At 71.5% G+C, this 16,633-nt stretch carries 16 protein-coding genes; 11 read left to right on the top strand and 5 right to left on the bottom strand.

Annotated elements, in window-relative coordinates; all coding sequences use genetic code 11:
- Window positions 1–143 precede the first annotated feature (143 nt).
- Window positions 144–671 carry a PadR family transcriptional regulator gene (locus tag ACIG3E_RS26615; RefSeq protein WP_399621228.1) on the top strand — a complete coding sequence of 176 codons (528 nt, stop codon included), beginning with the start codon at window positions 144–146 and terminating at the stop codon, window positions 669–671.
- A 193-nt stretch (window positions 672–864) separates the two neighbouring features.
- The gene (locus ACIG3E_RS26610) at window positions 865–1,668 is read left to right on the top strand and encodes a thioesterase II family protein (RefSeq protein ID WP_399621226.1); all 804 of its coding nucleotides are present in this window, start codon (window positions 865–867) and stop codon (window positions 1,666–1,668) included.
- Window positions 1,669–1,703: 35 nt separating this feature from the next.
- Here ACIG3E_RS26610 and ACIG3E_RS26605 read toward each other — a convergent pair whose 3' ends face one another.
- Window positions 1,704–3,188, bottom strand: a complete 1,485-nt coding sequence (locus ACIG3E_RS26605) for an MFS transporter (protein ID WP_399621224.1) — start codon at window positions 3,186–3,188, stop codon at window positions 1,704–1,706.
- A gap of 112 nt (window positions 3,189–3,300) precedes the next feature.
- Here ACIG3E_RS26605 and ACIG3E_RS26600 point away from each other — a divergent pair, with 112 nt between their 5' ends.
- Complete coding sequence (locus ACIG3E_RS26600; RefSeq protein ID WP_399621222.1) at window positions 3,301–3,741, top strand: MarR family winged helix-turn-helix transcriptional regulator; 441 nt, start codon at window positions 3,301–3,303, stop codon at window positions 3,739–3,741.
- 42 nt (window positions 3,742–3,783) lie between these two features.
- Here ACIG3E_RS26600 and ACIG3E_RS26595 read toward each other — a convergent pair whose 3' ends face one another.
- Together ACIG3E_RS26595 and ACIG3E_RS26590 are read right to left on the bottom strand one after the other, a co-directional pair.
- Window positions 3,784–4,635, bottom strand: coding sequence for an SMP-30/gluconolactonase/LRE family protein (locus tag ACIG3E_RS26595; RefSeq protein ID WP_399621220.1), 852 nt, complete (start codon window positions 4,633–4,635; stop codon window positions 3,784–3,786).
- Window positions 4,632–5,402, bottom strand: coding sequence for an IclR family transcriptional regulator (locus ACIG3E_RS26590; RefSeq protein WP_399621217.1), 771 nt, complete (start codon window positions 5,400–5,402; stop codon window positions 4,632–4,634). Before ACIG3E_RS26590 ends, ACIG3E_RS26595 begins: the two co-directional genes overlap by 4 nt.
- Before the next feature lie 236 nt (window positions 5,403–5,638).
- Between ACIG3E_RS26590 and ACIG3E_RS26585 the strand changes: the two genes are divergently transcribed.
- The 7 genes from ACIG3E_RS26585 to ACIG3E_RS26555 all read left to right on the top strand — a co-directional run bounded on the left by ACIG3E_RS26585 (window position 5,639) and on the right by ACIG3E_RS26555 (window position 14,227).
- Window positions 5,639–6,793, top strand: a complete 1,155-nt coding sequence (locus tag ACIG3E_RS26585; protein WP_399621215.1) for a mandelate racemase/muconate lactonizing enzyme family protein — start codon at window positions 5,639–5,641, stop codon at window positions 6,791–6,793.
- On the top strand, window positions 6,790–7,818 hold the full coding sequence (locus ACIG3E_RS26580; protein WP_399621213.1) for a zinc-binding dehydrogenase: 1,029 nt from the start codon (window positions 6,790–6,792) through the stop codon (window positions 7,816–7,818). Before ACIG3E_RS26585 ends, ACIG3E_RS26580 begins: the two co-directional genes overlap by 4 nt.
- Before the next feature lie 114 nt (window positions 7,819–7,932).
- Window positions 7,933–8,910 carry a hypothetical protein gene (locus tag ACIG3E_RS26575; RefSeq protein WP_399621211.1) on the top strand — a complete coding sequence of 326 codons (978 nt, stop codon included), beginning with the start codon at window positions 7,933–7,935 and terminating at the stop codon, window positions 8,908–8,910.
- Between the two features lie 3 nt (window positions 8,911–8,913).
- The gene (gene chvE / locus ACIG3E_RS26570) at window positions 8,914–10,020 is read left to right on the top strand and encodes a multiple monosaccharide ABC transporter substrate-binding protein (RefSeq protein WP_399621209.1); all 1,107 of its coding nucleotides are present in this window, start codon (window positions 8,914–8,916) and stop codon (window positions 10,018–10,020) included.
- A gap of 17 nt (window positions 10,021–10,037) precedes the next feature.
- Window positions 10,038–11,582 carry a multiple monosaccharide ABC transporter ATP-binding protein gene (gene mmsA / locus ACIG3E_RS26565; protein ID WP_399621451.1) on the top strand — a complete coding sequence of 515 codons (1,545 nt, stop codon included), beginning with the start codon at window positions 10,038–10,040 and terminating at the stop codon, window positions 11,580–11,582.
- Between the two features lie 31 nt (window positions 11,583–11,613).
- On the top strand, window positions 11,614–12,843 hold the full coding sequence (gene mmsB / locus ACIG3E_RS26560) for a multiple monosaccharide ABC transporter permease (RefSeq protein ID WP_399621207.1): 1,230 nt from the start codon (window positions 11,614–11,616) through the stop codon (window positions 12,841–12,843).
- A gap of 235 nt (window positions 12,844–13,078) precedes the next feature.
- Complete coding sequence (locus ACIG3E_RS26555) at window positions 13,079–14,227, top strand: aldose epimerase family protein (RefSeq protein WP_399621204.1); 1,149 nt, start codon at window positions 13,079–13,081, stop codon at window positions 14,225–14,227.
- Between the two features lie 41 nt (window positions 14,228–14,268).
- Here the strand turns inward: ACIG3E_RS26555 and ACIG3E_RS26550 are convergent, their stop codons facing one another.
- A complete protein-coding gene (locus tag ACIG3E_RS26550) occupies window positions 14,269–14,445 on the bottom strand; it encodes a hypothetical protein (RefSeq protein ID WP_399621202.1) in 177 nt (58 codons plus the stop codon).
- Between the two features lie 105 nt (window positions 14,446–14,550).
- On the opposite strand from ACIG3E_RS26550, the gene ACIG3E_RS26545 reads away from it, so the two are divergent.
- Window positions 14,551–14,997: a protein-tyrosine phosphatase family protein gene (locus tag ACIG3E_RS26545; protein ID WP_399621199.1), complete on the top strand. Its 447-nt coding sequence runs from the start codon at window positions 14,551–14,553 to the stop codon at window positions 14,995–14,997.
- Window positions 14,998–15,129: 132 nt separating this feature from the next.
- Here the strand turns inward: ACIG3E_RS26545 and ACIG3E_RS26540 are convergent, their stop codons facing one another.
- Complete coding sequence (locus ACIG3E_RS26540) at window positions 15,130–16,632, bottom strand: alpha-N-arabinofuranosidase (protein WP_399621196.1); 1,503 nt, start codon at window positions 16,630–16,632, stop codon at window positions 15,130–15,132.
- Window position 16,633 lies beyond the last annotated feature (1 nt).

Raw genomic sequence — 16,633 nt, 5'->3', positions numbered from 1 at the left:
GGCGCTGTGACCGTTGGTGCCGAGGCATCAGGCATTCTGCCGATACGGCCCAGACGCGGAACCATCGAGCAAACCTGACCAATAATCACCCAGCGCACTCCCTCGGTTCGAGGTATAGCCCACTCCTGTGCGACCATGACCCCGTGTTGGAGCTAGCGATCCTGGGAAGCCTCGCCGAAGGGCCGTTGCACGGGTATGAGCTGCGGCGTCGGGTCGAGCGGCTCTCCGGGCACACGCGGCCGGTGAGTGACGGGAGTCTGTATCCGGCGATCAACCGGCTCGTCGGGCGCGGGCTGCTCGGGCGGCACAGCGAGCCGGGCGCGGCGGCCACCAGGCGGCAGGTGCTGACGCTCAACGACGCCGGGCGCGAGCGGCTCCTGGCGTGGCTGCGCGACCCCGCGCCGCACGAGATCACCGACTCCACGCGGTTCTTCACCGTCCTGGCGTTCCTCTCGCTGCTGCCCGACACCGCGCAGCAGCACGCGGTCCTGCGGCGGCGCCTGGAGTTCCTGGAGACCCCCGCCAGCTTCTTCTACGACGGCGACCGCCCGCTGCGCGCCGAGGAGGTCGAGGACCCCTACCGCCGCGGCATGCTCCTCACCGCGCGGGCCGCCAACCGCGCCGAGGTCGCCTGGCTGCGGGAGGCCCTGGACGGCGCCCCCGACGCCTGAGCGGGCCCGCGCCCGCCGACCGTCCGGGCAACCGGACAGACCGCCGCGGATATCCGGCGGCCGAGCCGGGTAGGGAACCCGGCCCGACGTGCGGCGCACATCGAGGTTGCGGCGTCCGCCCCGGTTCTGGTTGCGTCACGCGGGCGACCACGAGAACCGCGGCCCGACCGATTCCCGCCCTGACGGAGTGCTGATGACCATCGAACCGAGGACGACGACCCCCCGCGCCGAGGACACCGCGGCCCGCTGGCTGCGGCGCCCGCAGCCGCGCCCTGCCGCGCGGACCACCCTGGTGTGCTTCCCGCACGCGGGCGGGACCGCGTCCTTCTTCACGCCCTGGGCCCCGCTGCTGCCGCAGCACGTGGAGCTGGTCGCGCTGCAGTACCCGGGCCGCCAGGACCGGCTCGGGGAGCGGCCGATCGCCACGATGGCCGACCTGGCCAACGCCGTCGCGGAGGTGCTGCGCACCGGCATACGCGCCGACCGCGAGCTGATCCTCTTCGGGCACAGCATGGGCGCCGCGCTCGCCTGGGAGACCGCGTTGCGCCTGGAGGCCGGGACGGGGCCCGCGCCGCGGCGGCTCTTCGTCTCCGGGCACGAGGGCCCGAGCCGCAAGCGCCGCGGCACGGTGCACCTGCTGCCCGAGGAGCAGTTCGTCGGGAAGATGAAGGAGCTGGGCGGCACCGACCCGCGCCTCCTGGACGAGCCGGAGCTGCGCGAGATGGTGCTGCCCGCGGTCCGCGCCGACTACCGCCTCATCGAGACCTACCGCCCGGACCTCGGCGCCCGGCTCCGCTGCCCGATCGGGGTGTTCACCGGCGACCAGGACTCCGAGGTGACCACGCGGGACGCGGAGGCGTGGCGCGAGGCGAGCCTCGGCGGCGACTTCTTCACCCGGGTGTTCCCCGGTGACCACTTCTACCTCGCGGACCACGCCGCCCGCATCGTCGCCGAGATGTTCGGCGCCCGCTCGGACGCCGGACACGGCCAGGTCTGAGCGGGCGCCGGACACGGCGAGGGGCGTAAGGCGGTTCAGACCGCGGCGCGCTCCGGCTCCGGCTCCGCCACCTTCGTGAGCGCCTGCGCACGCGGCGCGTGCGCCGCCCGCAGGCCGACCAGGGCGACCGCCACCACCAGGAGGAACGCCCCGCCCGCGATGGCGAAGCTCAGGGTGAACTGGCTCTCCTCGGGCAGCGCGGGCATCCCGGCGGGCAGCTTGATGGTCTTCGACGCGAGGAGGGTGGTGATCATCGCGCTCGCGATGGCGCTGCCCACCGAGCGGGAGATCGAGTTGATGCCGTTGGCGATGCCGGTCTGGTGGGCCGGGACGCTGGCGACGATGAGCGCGGGCATGGAGGCGTAGCCGAAGCTGATCGCCAGGCCGACGACCATGCCCGCGCCGATCACGGAGGCGGTGGTGTCGTGGGCCAGGGTCAGCCAGGCGAAGCCGAGGACGCCGAAGGCCGCGCCGACGGCGAGCGTGACGCGCGCCCCGATCCGGCGCACCAGGACGCCGCCGAACTGGGCGCCGACCAGGGAGACGAGCGTGGTCGGCAGCAGATAGACGACGGAGGCGCCGAGCACCGAGGCGCCGAAGCCGTACCCGGCCACGTCCTCGGGCATCTGCACGAGGTACGAGACGCCGATGAACTGGGCGAACATCGCGAAGCCGAGCAGCAGGCCCGCCAGGTTGGTGAAGAGCACGGGGCGGTGCGTGAACATCTTCATGTCCACCATCGGCTCCTTGACCCGGTTCTCGGTGAGGACCCACACGCCCGCCATCACGACCGCCCCGGCGAAGGAGCCGAGCGTACGGCCCGACGTCCAGCCCCACTCGTGGCCCTGCGAGATCGGCAGGAGCAGCAGGACGAGGAGCAGCGCCAGGGTGAGCGCGCCCAGCCAGTCGGTCCTGCCGCCCGTCTTGGAGCGGGAGGCGGGCACGACGAAGATCACACCGACGAGCGCCACCACGGCGAGCACGACCGCGAGCCAGAAGACCCGGTGGTAGTCGGGGTCGTCACCCTGGGTGAGGAGGCCCGCACCGACCAGGGCGAGACCGCTGCCGAACGCGAGCGTGCCGCTGACCAGGGCCATCGCCCCGTGCAGCTTCTCCGGCTTGATCTCCTCACGCAGCACGGACAGGGCGAGCGGGAAGATCGCGGTCGCCGCTCCCTGCATCACGCGGCCGACGATCAGCCAGGTCAGCGAGGTCGTGGTGGCGGCGAGCACCGAGCCCGCGATCATCACCAGGAGCACGCCGACGAGCGTGGGCTTCTTGCCGTGCTGGTCGCCGAAGCGGCCGAGGAGCGGGGTGAAGACGGCGGCGGACAGGAGCGTGGCCGTGGTCACCCAGCTGACGTTGGCCGTGGTGGCACCGAGATCGTTCTGGATGATCGACAGGATCGGGACGACCAGGGTCTGCATCATCGATACGACCATGGCGGCGAGCCCCAGGACCAGGATGATCGAGGTCTGCCCCGAGGGGCGTGACGTCCCCGTGTGATGTGCGTGAGACACGGAATCTCTTCCCAACTGCTTAAGAACCTAGAAACTTGAGAACCTCAAGCAACCACATCACTGTAAGGGCCATTGTTTGAGATGGTCAAGTTTTAGGGCGTAAGATGGGCCCATGCCAGAATCTCCACGCGTCGGCACCGGCCAGCTGATGGAGCTGCTCTCGGTGTCGCTCGGCGCCTACTACGGCGACTTCACGGCCGCGGCCGCCCGCGAGCACCTCACGGCCAGCCAGGGCAAGACCCTGAGCGTGCTGCGCCGCGGCCCGGCCGCGATGCGCGTCCTCGCCGGGATCCTGGCCTGCGACGCTTCGAACATGACGGGGATCGTCGACCGCCTGGAGAAGCGTGACCTGGTGCGCCGCGAGCCAAGCCCCGGAGACCGGCGCGTCAAGAACGTCGTCCTGACCGCCGAGGGCGAGCGCGTCATCGACGCGATCCGCGCCAACATGCGCACCACGCTCGCGGGCCTGGACACCCTCGACGACGCGGAGCGCGCCGCCCTGCACGACCTCCTGAGCCGCGTCTTCGCCGCCGGGCCGGGCGACGCGTCGTAAGCGCCGGGCCGGGAGAAGCGTCCTAAGCGCCGACCCGGCCCGCTAGCCCGCGAACGGCGTCCCCGCCAAGCCCTCCCCCGCCCCGGGCACCACGAGGACCGAGCCTGCCAGTGGGTGGGGGCGGTGGTGGCCGACGCGGGCCGTGGTGATGTACAGGTCGCGCAGGCCGGGGCCGCCGAAGGCGCAGGCCGTGGGGCGGGGTACGGGGAGGTCGATGACCCGGTCGAGGGTGCCGGCGGGGGTGTAGCGGCGGATCTGGGCGCCGTCCCAGAGCGCCACCCAGACACAGCCCTCGGCGTCGACGGTCAGGCCGTCGGGGAAGCCCCCGCGCTGTTCGATGGTGATGAACTCCCGTCGCGGGCCGGGGAGGTGTCCCCGCATGCGGCAGACGTCGATCCGCCGGGTGGGGCTGTCCACGTAGTACGCGAGCGTGCCGTCCGGGCTCCACCCGATGCCGTTGCTGACGGCCACCTCGGCGAACAGCTCGGTCGTGGAGCCGTCGGGTGCGACGCGGACGAGGTGGCCGCCGCCGGGCGCCTCGTCGTAGCGCATGGTGCCCGCCCACAGGGAGCCGTCGGGCGCGATCGCCGCGTCGTTGCCCCTGCGGCCGGGCACGGGGTCGTGGACGAGCCAGGAGAAGGCGCCGTCGGGGGTGTAGCGGCCCACGCCGTCGCGCAGGTTCACCACGAGTCCGCCGCCCGCGCGCGGCTTGGCCGCGCCGACGTGCTGCTCGGTGGCCAGGACCGTACGGCGGCCGGACGAGGGGTCGTACGTGTGCACGCGCGAGCCGAGGATGTCCACCCAGAGCAGCCGTTCCGTGGCCGCGTCCCAGGTGGGGCCCTCGCCGAGCTCCGCCGCCGCGGGGACGGCGACGTCGGCCGCCGGGCGGCTCATCGCGCGCCCCGGTGGCCGAGGCGCGCGGAGAGGTCACCCGCGCCCTTCGCGGCGAGCTCGGCGAGGTCCGCCTCACGGCCCTCGCTCCAGCGGATCATCGGTACGGAGACGGAGAGCGCGGCGACCACGCGTCCCGCACGGTCGCGCACGGGCGCGGCCACACAGCTGACGTCCGGGTTGGACTCGCGGTGCTCGGTGGCGATGCCGCGCTCGCGGATCGCGGCCAGGTCGGCGCGCAGCGCGCTGTGCTCGGTGAGGCTGTCGGGGGTCATCGCCGTCAGCTCGTGGTCCGCGATCCGGGCGTCGAGCTCGGCCGGGGGCAGCGAGGCGAGCAGCATCTTGCCGACCGCCGTGCAGTGCGCGGGCAGGCGGCGGCCCGCGGCGGAGACCATGCGGACGGCGTGCGTGGAGTCGGCCTTCGCGATGTAGATGACGTCCGCGTCCTCCAGGATCGCCACGTGCACCGTCTCGTCGCAGGCCTCGGCGACCTCCCGCGCGACGCGCTGCCCCTCGGCGGCGAGGTCGAGCTGCTCCGCGTACCGGCTGCCCAGTTGGTAGGTGCGCACGCCGAGGCGGTAGCGCCCCGGCTGCTCGGGGACCGGCGCCAGATAGGAGCGCGCGGCGAGCGTCGTGAGCAGCTCGTGCACGGTGGTGCGCGGCAGTTGGAGCTTGCGGGTGACCTCCGGCGCGGACAGGGTGCCGTCGCCGTCCAGGAACAGTTCCAGTATGTCGAAAGCCCTGGTCACCGCGGGGACAAGGCGTCCCATGCCGTCCACCCACCTTCTACGTTCGGTACTCCGACCAATGGCCGGTATGGCGAACATAGGCTATGCGTAGCGGTATTGGTCAGGCAATGGTCTCGCCGCACGGCTCCGTGCGCGACCCATTGACACCTCCGAGAGTGGCCCTTTACGGTCACGCCACGATTTCGAACGCACCACGAAATTTCGAACATCATCGGCCTGTCCTCCTCCGAAACCCACGCACTTTAGGGGCAACTGCCGTGCGCATCACGGGAATCAGCACTCATGTCGTCGGGACCCCCTGGCGCAACCTCACCTATGTGCTCGTCCACACGGACGAGGGCCTCACGGGGGTCGGTGAGACCCGCATGCTGGGCCACACCGACGCCCTGCTCGGCTATCTGCGCGAAGCGGAGGCCAACCACATCGCGGGGTCGGACCCGTTCGCGGTGGAGGACCTCGTCCGCAGGATGAAGTACGGCGACTACGGGCGGGCCGGGGAGATCGTGATGTCCGGCATCGCGGTCGTGGAGATGGCCTGCTGGGACATCAAGGGCAAGGCCCTCGGCGTGCCGGTGTGGCAGCTGCTCGGCGGGAAGGTGACCGACCGCGTCAAGGCGTACGCCAACGGCTGGTACACCACCGAGCGCACCCCGGAGGCCTACCACAAGGCCGCCCAGGAGGTCATGGCGCGCGGCTACCGCGCCCTGAAGATCGACCCGTTCGGGACCGGGCACTTCGAACTCGACGCCGAGCAGAGCCGGTACGCGGTGTCCCTGATCGAGGCGGTGCGCGACGCCATCGGTCCCGACGCCGAGCTGATGCTGGAGATGCACGGCCGGTTCTCGCCGTCCACGGCGGTCCGGCTCGCCCGGGAGCTCGCGCCCTTCCGGCCCGCGTGGCTGGAGGAGCCGGTGCCGCCGGAGAACCTCAAGGCGCTCGCGAAGGTGGCGGAGAAGGTGGACGTGCCCGTCGCGACGGGCGAGCGCATCCACGACCGGATCGAGTTCCGCGAGCTCTTCGAGTCGCAGGCCGCCGACATCATCCAGCCGGACCTCGGCCACATCGGCGGCATCCTGGAGGCCCGCAAGCTGGCCGCCACCGCCGAGACGCACTACACGCTGGTCGCGCCGCACAACGTCGGCGGCTCGGTGCTCACCGCGGCATCCCTCCAACTCGCCGCCTGCACGCCCAACTTCAAGGTCCTGGAACACTTCAACGACTTCGCGGACGCGGAGATCAAGAAGGTGGTCCGGGGCGCCCCGCGCGTCGACCCGGAGACCGGCTGCTTCGAGATCTCGCACGCCCCCGGCCTCGGCGTCGAGCTCGACGTCGACGCGGCGGCGGAGTTCCCGCAGCAGCGGGCGCGGTTCGACCTGTGGGCCGAGGGCTGGGAGAAGAGGGCTCCGAAGTGAGCGGCCCGGAAGGCTCAAGCCGCGCCGTCGTCGTCGACCGGCCCGGACAGCACCGCCTGGTGCGCCGCGACGTGCCCGAGCCCGGCCCCGGCGAGGTCCTGGTGCGCGTCGCCGCCGCCGGGATCTGCATGAGTGACCGCGAGGTGTACGACGGCCACCGCGACGCCGCGTACGTGCGGTACCCGGTGACGCCCGGGCACGAGTGGGCCGGGACCGTCGTGGCCGTCGGCGACGGCGTCGACACCGGGCTCCTCGGGCGGAAGACCGTGGCCGAGGGCTTCCGGGCCTGCGGGACGTGCGAGCGCTGCCGGTGCGGGGAGACCAGCCTGTGCACCAGCGGGTACGCGGAGACGGGCTTCACCGAGCCGGGCGCGTTCGCCGACCACCTCACCGTCCCCGCGCGGCTCCTGCACCCGCTGGCGGACGACGCGGACCTGCGGGCCGCGGCCCTCCTGGAGCCCGCCGCCGTCGTCGCGGCCGCCACCCGGGCGGCCCGGCCCCGCTCCGGCGAGCGGATCGCCGTGGTCGGCGCGGGCACCCTCGGGATGCTCGCCGTGCAGCTGCTCGCCGCGTCGTCCCCCGCCGAGCTGGCGGTCGTCGACCCCCGGGCGGCACGTGGCGAGCAGGCGCGGGACTTCGGCGCGACCGCGGCCCTCACCCCCGAGGACGCCCAGGCCGTCCAGGGGCGCTACGACCTGGTGGTGGAGACCGCGGGCGCGCCGCCCACCGCGGCGTCGTCCTGCCTGCTCGCGCGCCGCGGCGGCCGCGTGGTCCTCACCGGGATGTTCACGCCCGGTGCCGCGGGCATCGACCCGGTGCATCTGTCCCTGAGTCAGCTGGAGATCCGCAGTATCTTCGGCGCGCCGTCGGCGGCCTGGTCGGACGCGGTACGCGCCTTCGGCGCGGGCCTGCTCGACCCGGCGGCCCTCATCACCCACGAATTCCCCCTGGAGGAGTTCGGCGAGGCGGTGGCGCTGGTCGGCGGCGGCGACCCGAAGACCGGGAAGGTCCTGCTCCACCCCTAGCCGGGTCCATTGACCGTGCGCCGGTACGGGCGCACTTGAGGGCCCCGTACCGGCGCACACCCACCACTCCGCACAACGTTCGACATATCGAATGAACTGAACCGAGGAGCCCAGTTGGCCACCCCGTCCACCCCATCGGCCCCCCGGCGCCCCGGCGTCGACACCCTCGCCCGCATCGGGCACGCCGTTCCGGCGCTCGACCCGGCCGACGCGTCGCCGTACGCGTTCCCCGACGGCGGCACCTGGCGCACCGAGATCCCCTCCGTGGAGGGCCCCGAGGCCCTGGCCGTCGTGCTGAAGGAGAGCGCGCGCCTCGACGTGCCCGTGCACCGGGTCAGCCAGGGCAGCGGCGTGTGGATGCTCACCGACACCGAGATCACGGAGATGGTGGAGTCCTGCGCCGCGCGTGAGATCGAGCTGTGCCTGTTCACCGGGCCGCGCGGCACCTGGGACACCGGCGCCTCCACGCGCACCGACTCCGGCGGCGCGGGCCTGCGCGCCCGGGGCCACGACGCGCTCGCCGGATGCGTCGAGGACGCCCTGCGCGCCACCGAGCTCGGCGTGCGCTGCCTGCTCGTCGCCGACGAGGGCGTGCTGTGGACGCTGCACCGGCTGCGCGCGGCGGGCCTGCTGCCCGCCGACACCACGTTCAAACTGTCGGCCCTGACGGGCCCGGTGAACCCGGCCTCGTTCGCGGTGTACGAGCGGCTCGGCGCCGACTCCCTCAACGTGCCCTCGGACCTGACGCTCGATCACCTCACCGAGATCCGCCGGGTGAGCCGGGCGCCGATGGACATGTACGTCGAGGCGCCCGACGACCTCGGCGGCTACGTCCGCATGTACGAGGTCGCCGAGCTGATCCGGCGCGGCGCCCCGCTGTACGTGAAGTTCGGCCTCAGCAAGTCGCCCGGCATCTACCCGTACGGCGCCCACCTGCGCGAGCACACCCTCGCCACCGCCCGCGAGCGGGTGCGGCGCGGGCGGCTCGTCCTCGACCTGCTCGCCCGGCACGGCGCGGACGGCGGCCTGTCGCCGCTCGGCTCGCGCCTCCCGGGCGACCTGGAGCGCTTCCCCGTCCCGGAAGGGAACTGACCCATGCGCACCCGCACACTCCTCACCACGGCGAGCGCCGCGCTGCTCGCCCTCAGCCTCACCGCCTGCGGCCAGGAGGCCGAGGGCGGCAGCCGCTACAAGCCGGACACGGGCAAGGGCGCCACCATCGGCCTGGCCATGCCCACCAAGGCCTCCGAGCGGTGGATAGCCGACGGCGAGAACATGGCCAAGCAGTTCCACAAGGCCGGTTACAAGACCGATCTGCAGTACGGCGACAACAAGGTCGAGAACCAGATCGCCCAGCTGGAGAACATGATCACCAAGGGGCGCAGCCTCCTGGTGGTCGCCGCCATCGACGGCTCGGCGCTCACCGAGGTCCTGCGCCGCGCGCACGACGCGGGCATCCCCGTGATCTCGTACGACCGCCTCATCCTCGGCACGGAGAACGTCGACTACTACGCGTCGTTCGACAACGAGCGCGTCGGCCGCCTCCAGGCCCAGTACATCGTCAAGAAGCTCCGGCTCGGCAAGCCCGAGAAGGGCGGCGACAAGCACAACATCGAGCTGTTCGCGGGCTCGCCGAACGACAACAACACCAAGTACTTCTGGAACGGCGCCATGAAGGTGCTCCAGCCGTACTTCAGGACCGGCCAGCTGGTCGTCCGCAGCAAGCAGACGAGGATGAACCAGGCCACCACGCTGGACTGGGACGGCGGCACCGCGCAGAAGCGCATGGACGACCTGATCAGCAAGAACTACGGCTCGGCCCGGGTCGACGCGGTCCTCTCTCCCTACGACGGGATCTCGATCGGCATCATCTCCGCGCTGAAGAGCGCCGGGTACGGCTCCAAGGACCAGCCGCTGCCGGTCATCACCGGGCAGGACGCGGAGCTGGCGTCGGTGAAGTCCATCAACCGCGGCGAGCAGACGCAGACCGTCTTCAAGGACACCCGCAAGCTCGCCAAGCGGACCGTGGCGATGGGCGACGCCGTCCTGAACGACAAGAAGGTGAAGGTCAACAACACCACGGACTACGACAACGGCAAGAAGACCGTGCCGTCCTTCCTCCTGGACCCGGTCAGCGTCGACAAGTCCAACACCCAGCTCCTCGTCGACGAGGGGTACTTCAAGGCGGGACAGCTCAAGTGACGCGGCCCGTCCTGGAGATGCGCGGGATCACCAAGACCTTCCCCGGGGTCAAGGCGCTCTCAGACGTGCATCTGACCGTGCGCCCCGGGGAGATCCACGCCGTCTGCGGCGAGAACGGCGCGGGCAAGTCGACGCTGATGAAGGTCCTCAGCGGCGTGCACGAGCACGGCAGCTACGACGGCGAGATCCGCTTCGAGGGCGAGCCGGTGGCCTTCAAGGACATCCGCGCCAGCGAGCGGCACGGCATCGTGATCATCCATCAGGAGCTGGCGCTCGTCCCGTATCTGTCGATCGCGGAGAACATCTTCCTCGGCAACGAGCAGGCCACGCGCGGCCTCATCGACTGGAACGGCACGCTGCGCCGGGCGAGCGCCCTGCTCAAGCGGGTCGGCCTGAGCGAGAAGCCGTCGACGCCGGTCGCCGACATCGGCGTGGGCAAGCAGCAGCTGGTGGAGATCGCCAAGGCCCTGTCCAAGGAGGTGAAGCTGCTCATCCTCGACGAGCCGACGGCCGCGCTCAACGACGAGGACAGCGCCAAGCTCCTCGATCTCATCCTGGAGCTGCGCGAGCAGGGCATCGCCAGCATCATCATCTCGCACAAGCTGAACGAGATCCGGCACATCGCCGACTCGGTGACGATCCTGCGCGACGGCCAGACGATCGAGACCCTGACGGTCCGGGAGACGCCGGACGCCGAACCGCGGCTGTCCGAGGACCGCATCATCCGCGGCATGGTCGGCCGCGACCTCGACCACCGCTTCCCCGACCGCACCGTCTACGCGGGCGAGGACGCGGGCACCCTCGCGCTCTCCGTCGAGGGCTGGACGGTCCGGCACCCCGTCGACCACCAGCGCACGGTGGTCGACGACGTGTCCCTGACCGTGCGGCGCGGCGAGATCGTCGGCATCGCCGGTCTGATGGGCGCTGGCCGCACCGAGCTGGCGATGTCCGTATTCGGCCGCTCCTACGGGAGTTACGTCGCCGGGACCGTCAGCGTCGGCGGGCGTGAGGTCTCCACGAAGACGGTGCCCGCCGCCGTCGACGCGGGCATCGCGTACGTCACCGAGGACCGCAAGCAGTACGGCCTGAACCTCATCGACAACATCAACCGCAACATCTCCCTGGCCTCGCTGCCGGGCATGCGGCGTCGCGGGGTCGCGGGTCTCGTGGACGCCCACCACGAGCGGTCCGTCGCCGAGCGCTACCGCAGGACGATGAACATCAAGGCCCCCACCGTCTTCGAGCAGGTGGGCCGCCTGTCCGGCGGCAACCAGCAGAAGGTCGTCCTGAGCAAGTGGATCCACGCCGACCCCGAGGTGCTGATCCTCGACGAGCCGACGCGGGGCATCGACGTCGGCGCCAAGTACGAGATCTACACCGTCATCGACCAGCTCGCCGCCCAGGGCAAGGCCGTGCTCTTCATCTCCTCCGAACTGCCGGAGCTGATCGGCATGTGCGACCGGATCTACACGATGGCCCAGGGCCGCCTGACCGGTGAGGTCCCCCGGGCCCAGGCCACCCAGGAAGTCCTGATGCGCCACATGACGGCACACCGCAACTGACGCGCCCGAGAACAGAAGCTGAGGCCCCGCCATGACCACCACGACCACACCGCCGAAGGACGCGTCCGAAGCGCCGCCCGCACAGCGGTCGACCGGTGCGCTGCTCATCGAGCTGATGCGCGCCAACATGCGCCAGTACGGCATGCTCGTCGCCCTGGCGTTCATCGTCGTCCTGTTCCAGATCTGGACGGACGGCACGCTGCTGCTGCCCAGCAACGTCTCCAACCTGATCCAGCAGAACGGCTACATCCTCATCCTCGCCATCGGCATGATGATCGTCATCATCGCCGGTCACATCGACCTGTCCGTCGGCTCCCTGGTGGCCTTCGTCGGCGCCATGTCGGCGGTGATGATGGTCAAACACGACATGCCCTGGGTGCTCGCGCTCATCCTGTCGCTCCTCATCGGCGCGGTCGCGGGCGCGTGGCAGGGCTTCTTCATCGCGTACGTCGGCATCCCGTCGTTCATCGTGACGCTGGCCGGCATGCTGCTGTTCCGCGGGCTCACGCAGATCGTCCTGGAGGGCCAGTCGCTGTCGCCGTTCCCCGACGGCTTCCAGAACATCGCCAAGGGCTTCATCCCGGAGATGGGCCCCTACACCCAGTACCACAACCCGACCCTGGTGATCGGCGCCGCGACGATCGCGTTCCTGCTGCTTCGCGAGTGGCGCCACCGCAAGCAGCAGCTCGCCTACGACCTCGACGTGACGCCGACCGGCCTGTGGGTGGCCAAGTGCGTGGCGATGTCGGCCGCGGTGGTGGCGTTCACGCTGACCCTCGCCAGCTTCCACGGCGTGCCCGTGGTGCTGCTCATCATGTGCGGGCTCCTGATCAGCCTCGGCTATGTGATGCGCAACGCGGTGATCGGACGGCACGTGTACGCGCTCGGCGGCAACAAGGCCGCCGCCAAGCTGTCCGGCGTCAAGGACAAGCGCGTCACCTTCCTGATCTTCGTGAACATGGGGGTCCTCGCGGCCCTCGCGGGCTGTGTGTACGCCGCACGCCTCAACGCGGGCACCCCGCAGGCGGGCCTCAACTTCGAACTGGAGGCGATCGCCGCCTCGTTCATCGGCGGCGCGTCGATGAGCGGCGGCGTCGGCACGGTCATGGGCGCCGTCATCGGCGGCCTGGTCCTCGGCGTCCTCAACAACGGCATGTCCCTGGTCAACATCGGCACGGACTACCAGCAGGTCATCAAGGGCCTGGTCCTGCTCGCCGCCGTCGGCTTCGACGTCTGGAACAAGCGCAAGGTCGGCCGCTAAGCGCTTCGCTGGAACTGCCGCGATGGGCCGTCGATCGCCTGCGGGACCGTCGTGGCTGGGCGCTCCCCCAAGTTCTCGGCTTCGCTCGAACAGGGGGGGGACCCCCTTCGCGGCGGAGCCGCATATCGGCACAGCCCCGCGCCCCTTCAGGGCGCTGCCGAACCCCACCACACTTCCACAAGACCGCTTAGCTTCCAGCTGACACCCCCTCACCATCCCGTTCCTGGAGCCACACATGGAAACCAGTAGACGAACCGTCCTGACAGCGGCCGCGGCGACGGGCCTCACCATGGCCGCCGCGGGCAGCGCGCACGCGGCCCGCCCGGCCAAGCCGTCGAAGGAGCTCTTCGGCACCCTGCCCGACGGCACGAAGGTGTACCGCTGGAGCCTGGAGTACGGCGGCACCCGCATGAAGGTGCTCTCCTACGGCGGCATCGTGCAGTCCCTCGAACTCCCGGACCACCGCGGCCGGTACGCGAACGTGTCGCTCGGCTTCGACAACCTCGCCGACTACCTGACCGCCACGACCTTCTTCGGCGCGCTGATCGGCCGCTACGGCAACCGCATCGCGGGGGGCCGCTTCACGCTCGACGGCAAGAGCCACCAGCTCTCCGTCAACGACGGAGAGAACAGCCTGCACGGCGGCGCCAAGGGCTTCGACAAACGCGTGTGGGACGTCGAGCCGTTCGCGGACCGATCCGGCGTCGGCCTGGTCCTGCGCTACGTCAGCGCCGACGGCGAGATGGGCTATCCGGGCACGCTGCGCACGAAGGTGACGTACACGCTGACCGCGCGGGGCGACTGGCACATCGCGTACGAGGCGACCACCGACAAGGCCACGGTCGTGAACCTCACCAACCACACCTACTACAACCTCGCGGGCGAGGGCAGCGGTGACGTCCTCGGCCACGAACTGCGGCTCGCCGCCTCCCGCTACACCCCCACGGACGCGACGCTCATCCCCACCGGTGAGCTGGCCGCCGTGCGGGGCACGCCCTTCGACTTCCGGCGGCCGAAGCCGATCGGGCAGGACATCCGCGCCGGGCACGAGCAACTGGTGACGGCCAAGGGCTACGACCACAACTGGGTCCTCGACAAGGGGATCACGCAGCGCCCGCGGCACTTCGCGACGCTGCGCGACCCGGAGTCGGGCCGCGCGCTGCGCGTCGCCACCACGGAGCCGGGCGTGCAGTTCTACTCGGGCAACTTCCTGGACGGCACGCTGACCGGCACCTCCGGCCGCACCTACCGCCAAGGGGACGGGCTGTGCCTGGAGACGCAGCACTTCCCCGACTCTCCGAACCAGGCGTCGTTCCCCTCCACGGTGCTGCGGCCCGGAGAGGTGTACAAGTCGGCTACGGTGCACAGCTTTTCGGCGGACTGAGGCGAGCGCGACGGCGGCGGACGGCTCACCTCAGGGTCCCGCTACGACGGCGGCGGCGCGGCCGTCGACCTCCTGACGCGGACGACGCCGGGCGTTTCGGCCACGGACACACAAGTGGTGACGCTCACCGCGAGCACCGGGGCGGGGCCGCCGCCCGCCGCCGGGCATATGCACTCGACCCGCCCGCAGTACGGGCAGACAGGAACCATGGTTGTCATGCCATGCACTATGCCCTGCTGAAGTCAAGATTCCGTTAGAACCCGGTGATTATCGGCTAGCTCACAGTGGACACCGGCTCCGCGCGGGACGGCTACGGTGATCACATGGCCGAGACATGGCGTGACACCGAACCGGGCGTGCTCCGGCTGCCCTCGGGGCGGCTCGTACGCGGACGTGGGCTGCGCAGACCGCTGCCCGAGGGGCCCGAGCCGGTGTTCGCCGTCTACCTCCTCGGCAAGCCCGCGCCCCCGGTCGCCTGGGACGCGCGCTGGCTGCGCTGGCCCGACTTCCGGCTGCCGTCGGACCGCGAGGAGGCACGGCGGCTGCTCGGCGAGGCGTGGGCGCGGGCCGCCACCGAGCGCGTCGAGGTCGCGTGCGGCGGCGGTGTCGGCCGGACCGGGACGGCGCTCGCGTGCCTGGCCGTGTGCGACGGTGTACCCGCCGACGAGGCCGTCGCCTACGTCCGCGCGCGCTACCACCGCCGCGCGGTGGAGACGCCCTGGCAGCGCCGCTTCGTCCGCCACTTCACGGCCACCGGCCCGGCGGAGTGAGACGGGCCCCGCGCGGGCACGTCGTGAGCACCGGGCAGATGTCCGGAAGGGAACGCTCCGGGGAATGCGCGCGGAGGCGTCGGCCGGGCCGATGGCGCGTGGCGGATCGACCGCGAAGGGCGCGCGTGCGGGTCAGGCCAGCCGGATCACGTTCCAGGAGAGCGGTTCCAGGACGGCGTGCAGCGTCCCGTCCGCGATCTTCGCCCCGGTCACCGGGTGCGGGGTCACGCGCGCGGGGTCGTCGAGCGTGTTCCTGGCGTCGGGGTCCGGGTCGGCGAGGGCGGTGTGCTCGACCACCCGCGTGAGGTCGAGGCCGCGCAGGGCGACATCGAGGGGCAGCGGCGCCCGCTGGTCGCGGTTGACCGCGAAGACCGTGACGGTGCCGTCCTCGCCGCGTACGGCGGTCGCGTGCAGCAGCGGCACCTCGCCGAACCGCTCCGTCGGGTACGTCGGGGCGTCCACCCGGACGTCGAGGACCTCGCCGCGGCCGTACCGCGAGGCCTGGGCGAAGGGGTAGAACGTGGTCTGCCGCCAGGCGGGACCGCCGGGCTCCGTCATGATCGGGGCGATGACGTTGACGAGTTGCGCGAGGCAGGCGACGGCCACCCGGTCCGCGTGCCGCAGCAGGGCGATGAGGAGCGAGCCGACGACGACGGCGTCGGTGACGGTGTAGACGTCCTCCAGGTGCCGGGGCGCCTCCTGCCAGTCCTCGACCGCGTGCGCGGGGGAGCGGCGCTGGTACCAGACGTTCCACTCGTCGAAGGAGAGGTTGATCCTCTTCTTGGACTTCAGGCGGGCGCCGACGTGGTCGCAGGTGGCGACGGCGGCGTCGATGGCGCTCTCCATGTCGACGGCGGAGGCGAGGAAGGAGTCGCGGTCACCGTCCGCCTCCTCGTAGTAGGCGTGCAGGGAGACCAGGTCGACGAGGTCGTACGTCTCGGCGAGGACGGTGGCCTCCCAGGCCGCGAACGTGGGCATGCCCCGGTGCGAGCTGCCGCAGGCGACGAGGGTGAGTCCGGGGTCGAACTGGCGCAGGGCGCGGGCGGTTTCGGCGGCCAGCCTGCCGTATTCCTCCGCCGTCTTGCGGCCGGTCTGCCACGGGGCGTCCATCTCGTTGCCGAGGCACCACAGGCGGATGCCGAACGGCTCCTTGTCGCCGTGCGCGACGCGCCGCTCGGACAGTTCCGTGCCGCCGGGGTGGTTGGCGTACTCCACGAGGTCGAGCGCCTCGGCCACGCCGCGCGTCCCGAGGTTGAGCGCCATCATCGGCTCGGTGCCCGTCTCGCGGGTGAAGGCCGCGAACTCGCTCAGTCCGAAGCGGTTGCTCTCCGTCGAGCGCCAGGCCAGGTCGAGCCGCCTAGGCCGGTCGGCCACCGGCCCGACGCCGTCCTCCCACCGGTATCCGGAGACGAAGTTCCCGCCCGGGTACCGGATCACGCTCACGCCGAGCTCGCGGACCAACTCCCGTACGTCCGTGCGCAGCCCGTCGGCATCGGCGGCCGGATGCCCGGGCTCGTGGATGCCCGTGTGGACGCAGCGGCCGAGGTGCTCGACCAAGGCACCGAAGAGGCGCGGGTCGACCGTGCCGACGGTGAACGCGGGGTCGAGGGTGAAGCGGGCGAGGCGGTCGGTCATG

Origin of the sequence: Streptomyces sp. NPDC053474 (assembly GCF_044544845.1) — a bacterium.
Classification (GTDB): Bacteria; Actinomycetota; Actinomycetes; order Streptomycetales; family Streptomycetaceae; genus Streptomyces.
The sequence above is the reverse complement of the archived record's forward strand: the minus strand, read 5'-3'. Positions and strand labels throughout refer to the sequence as shown.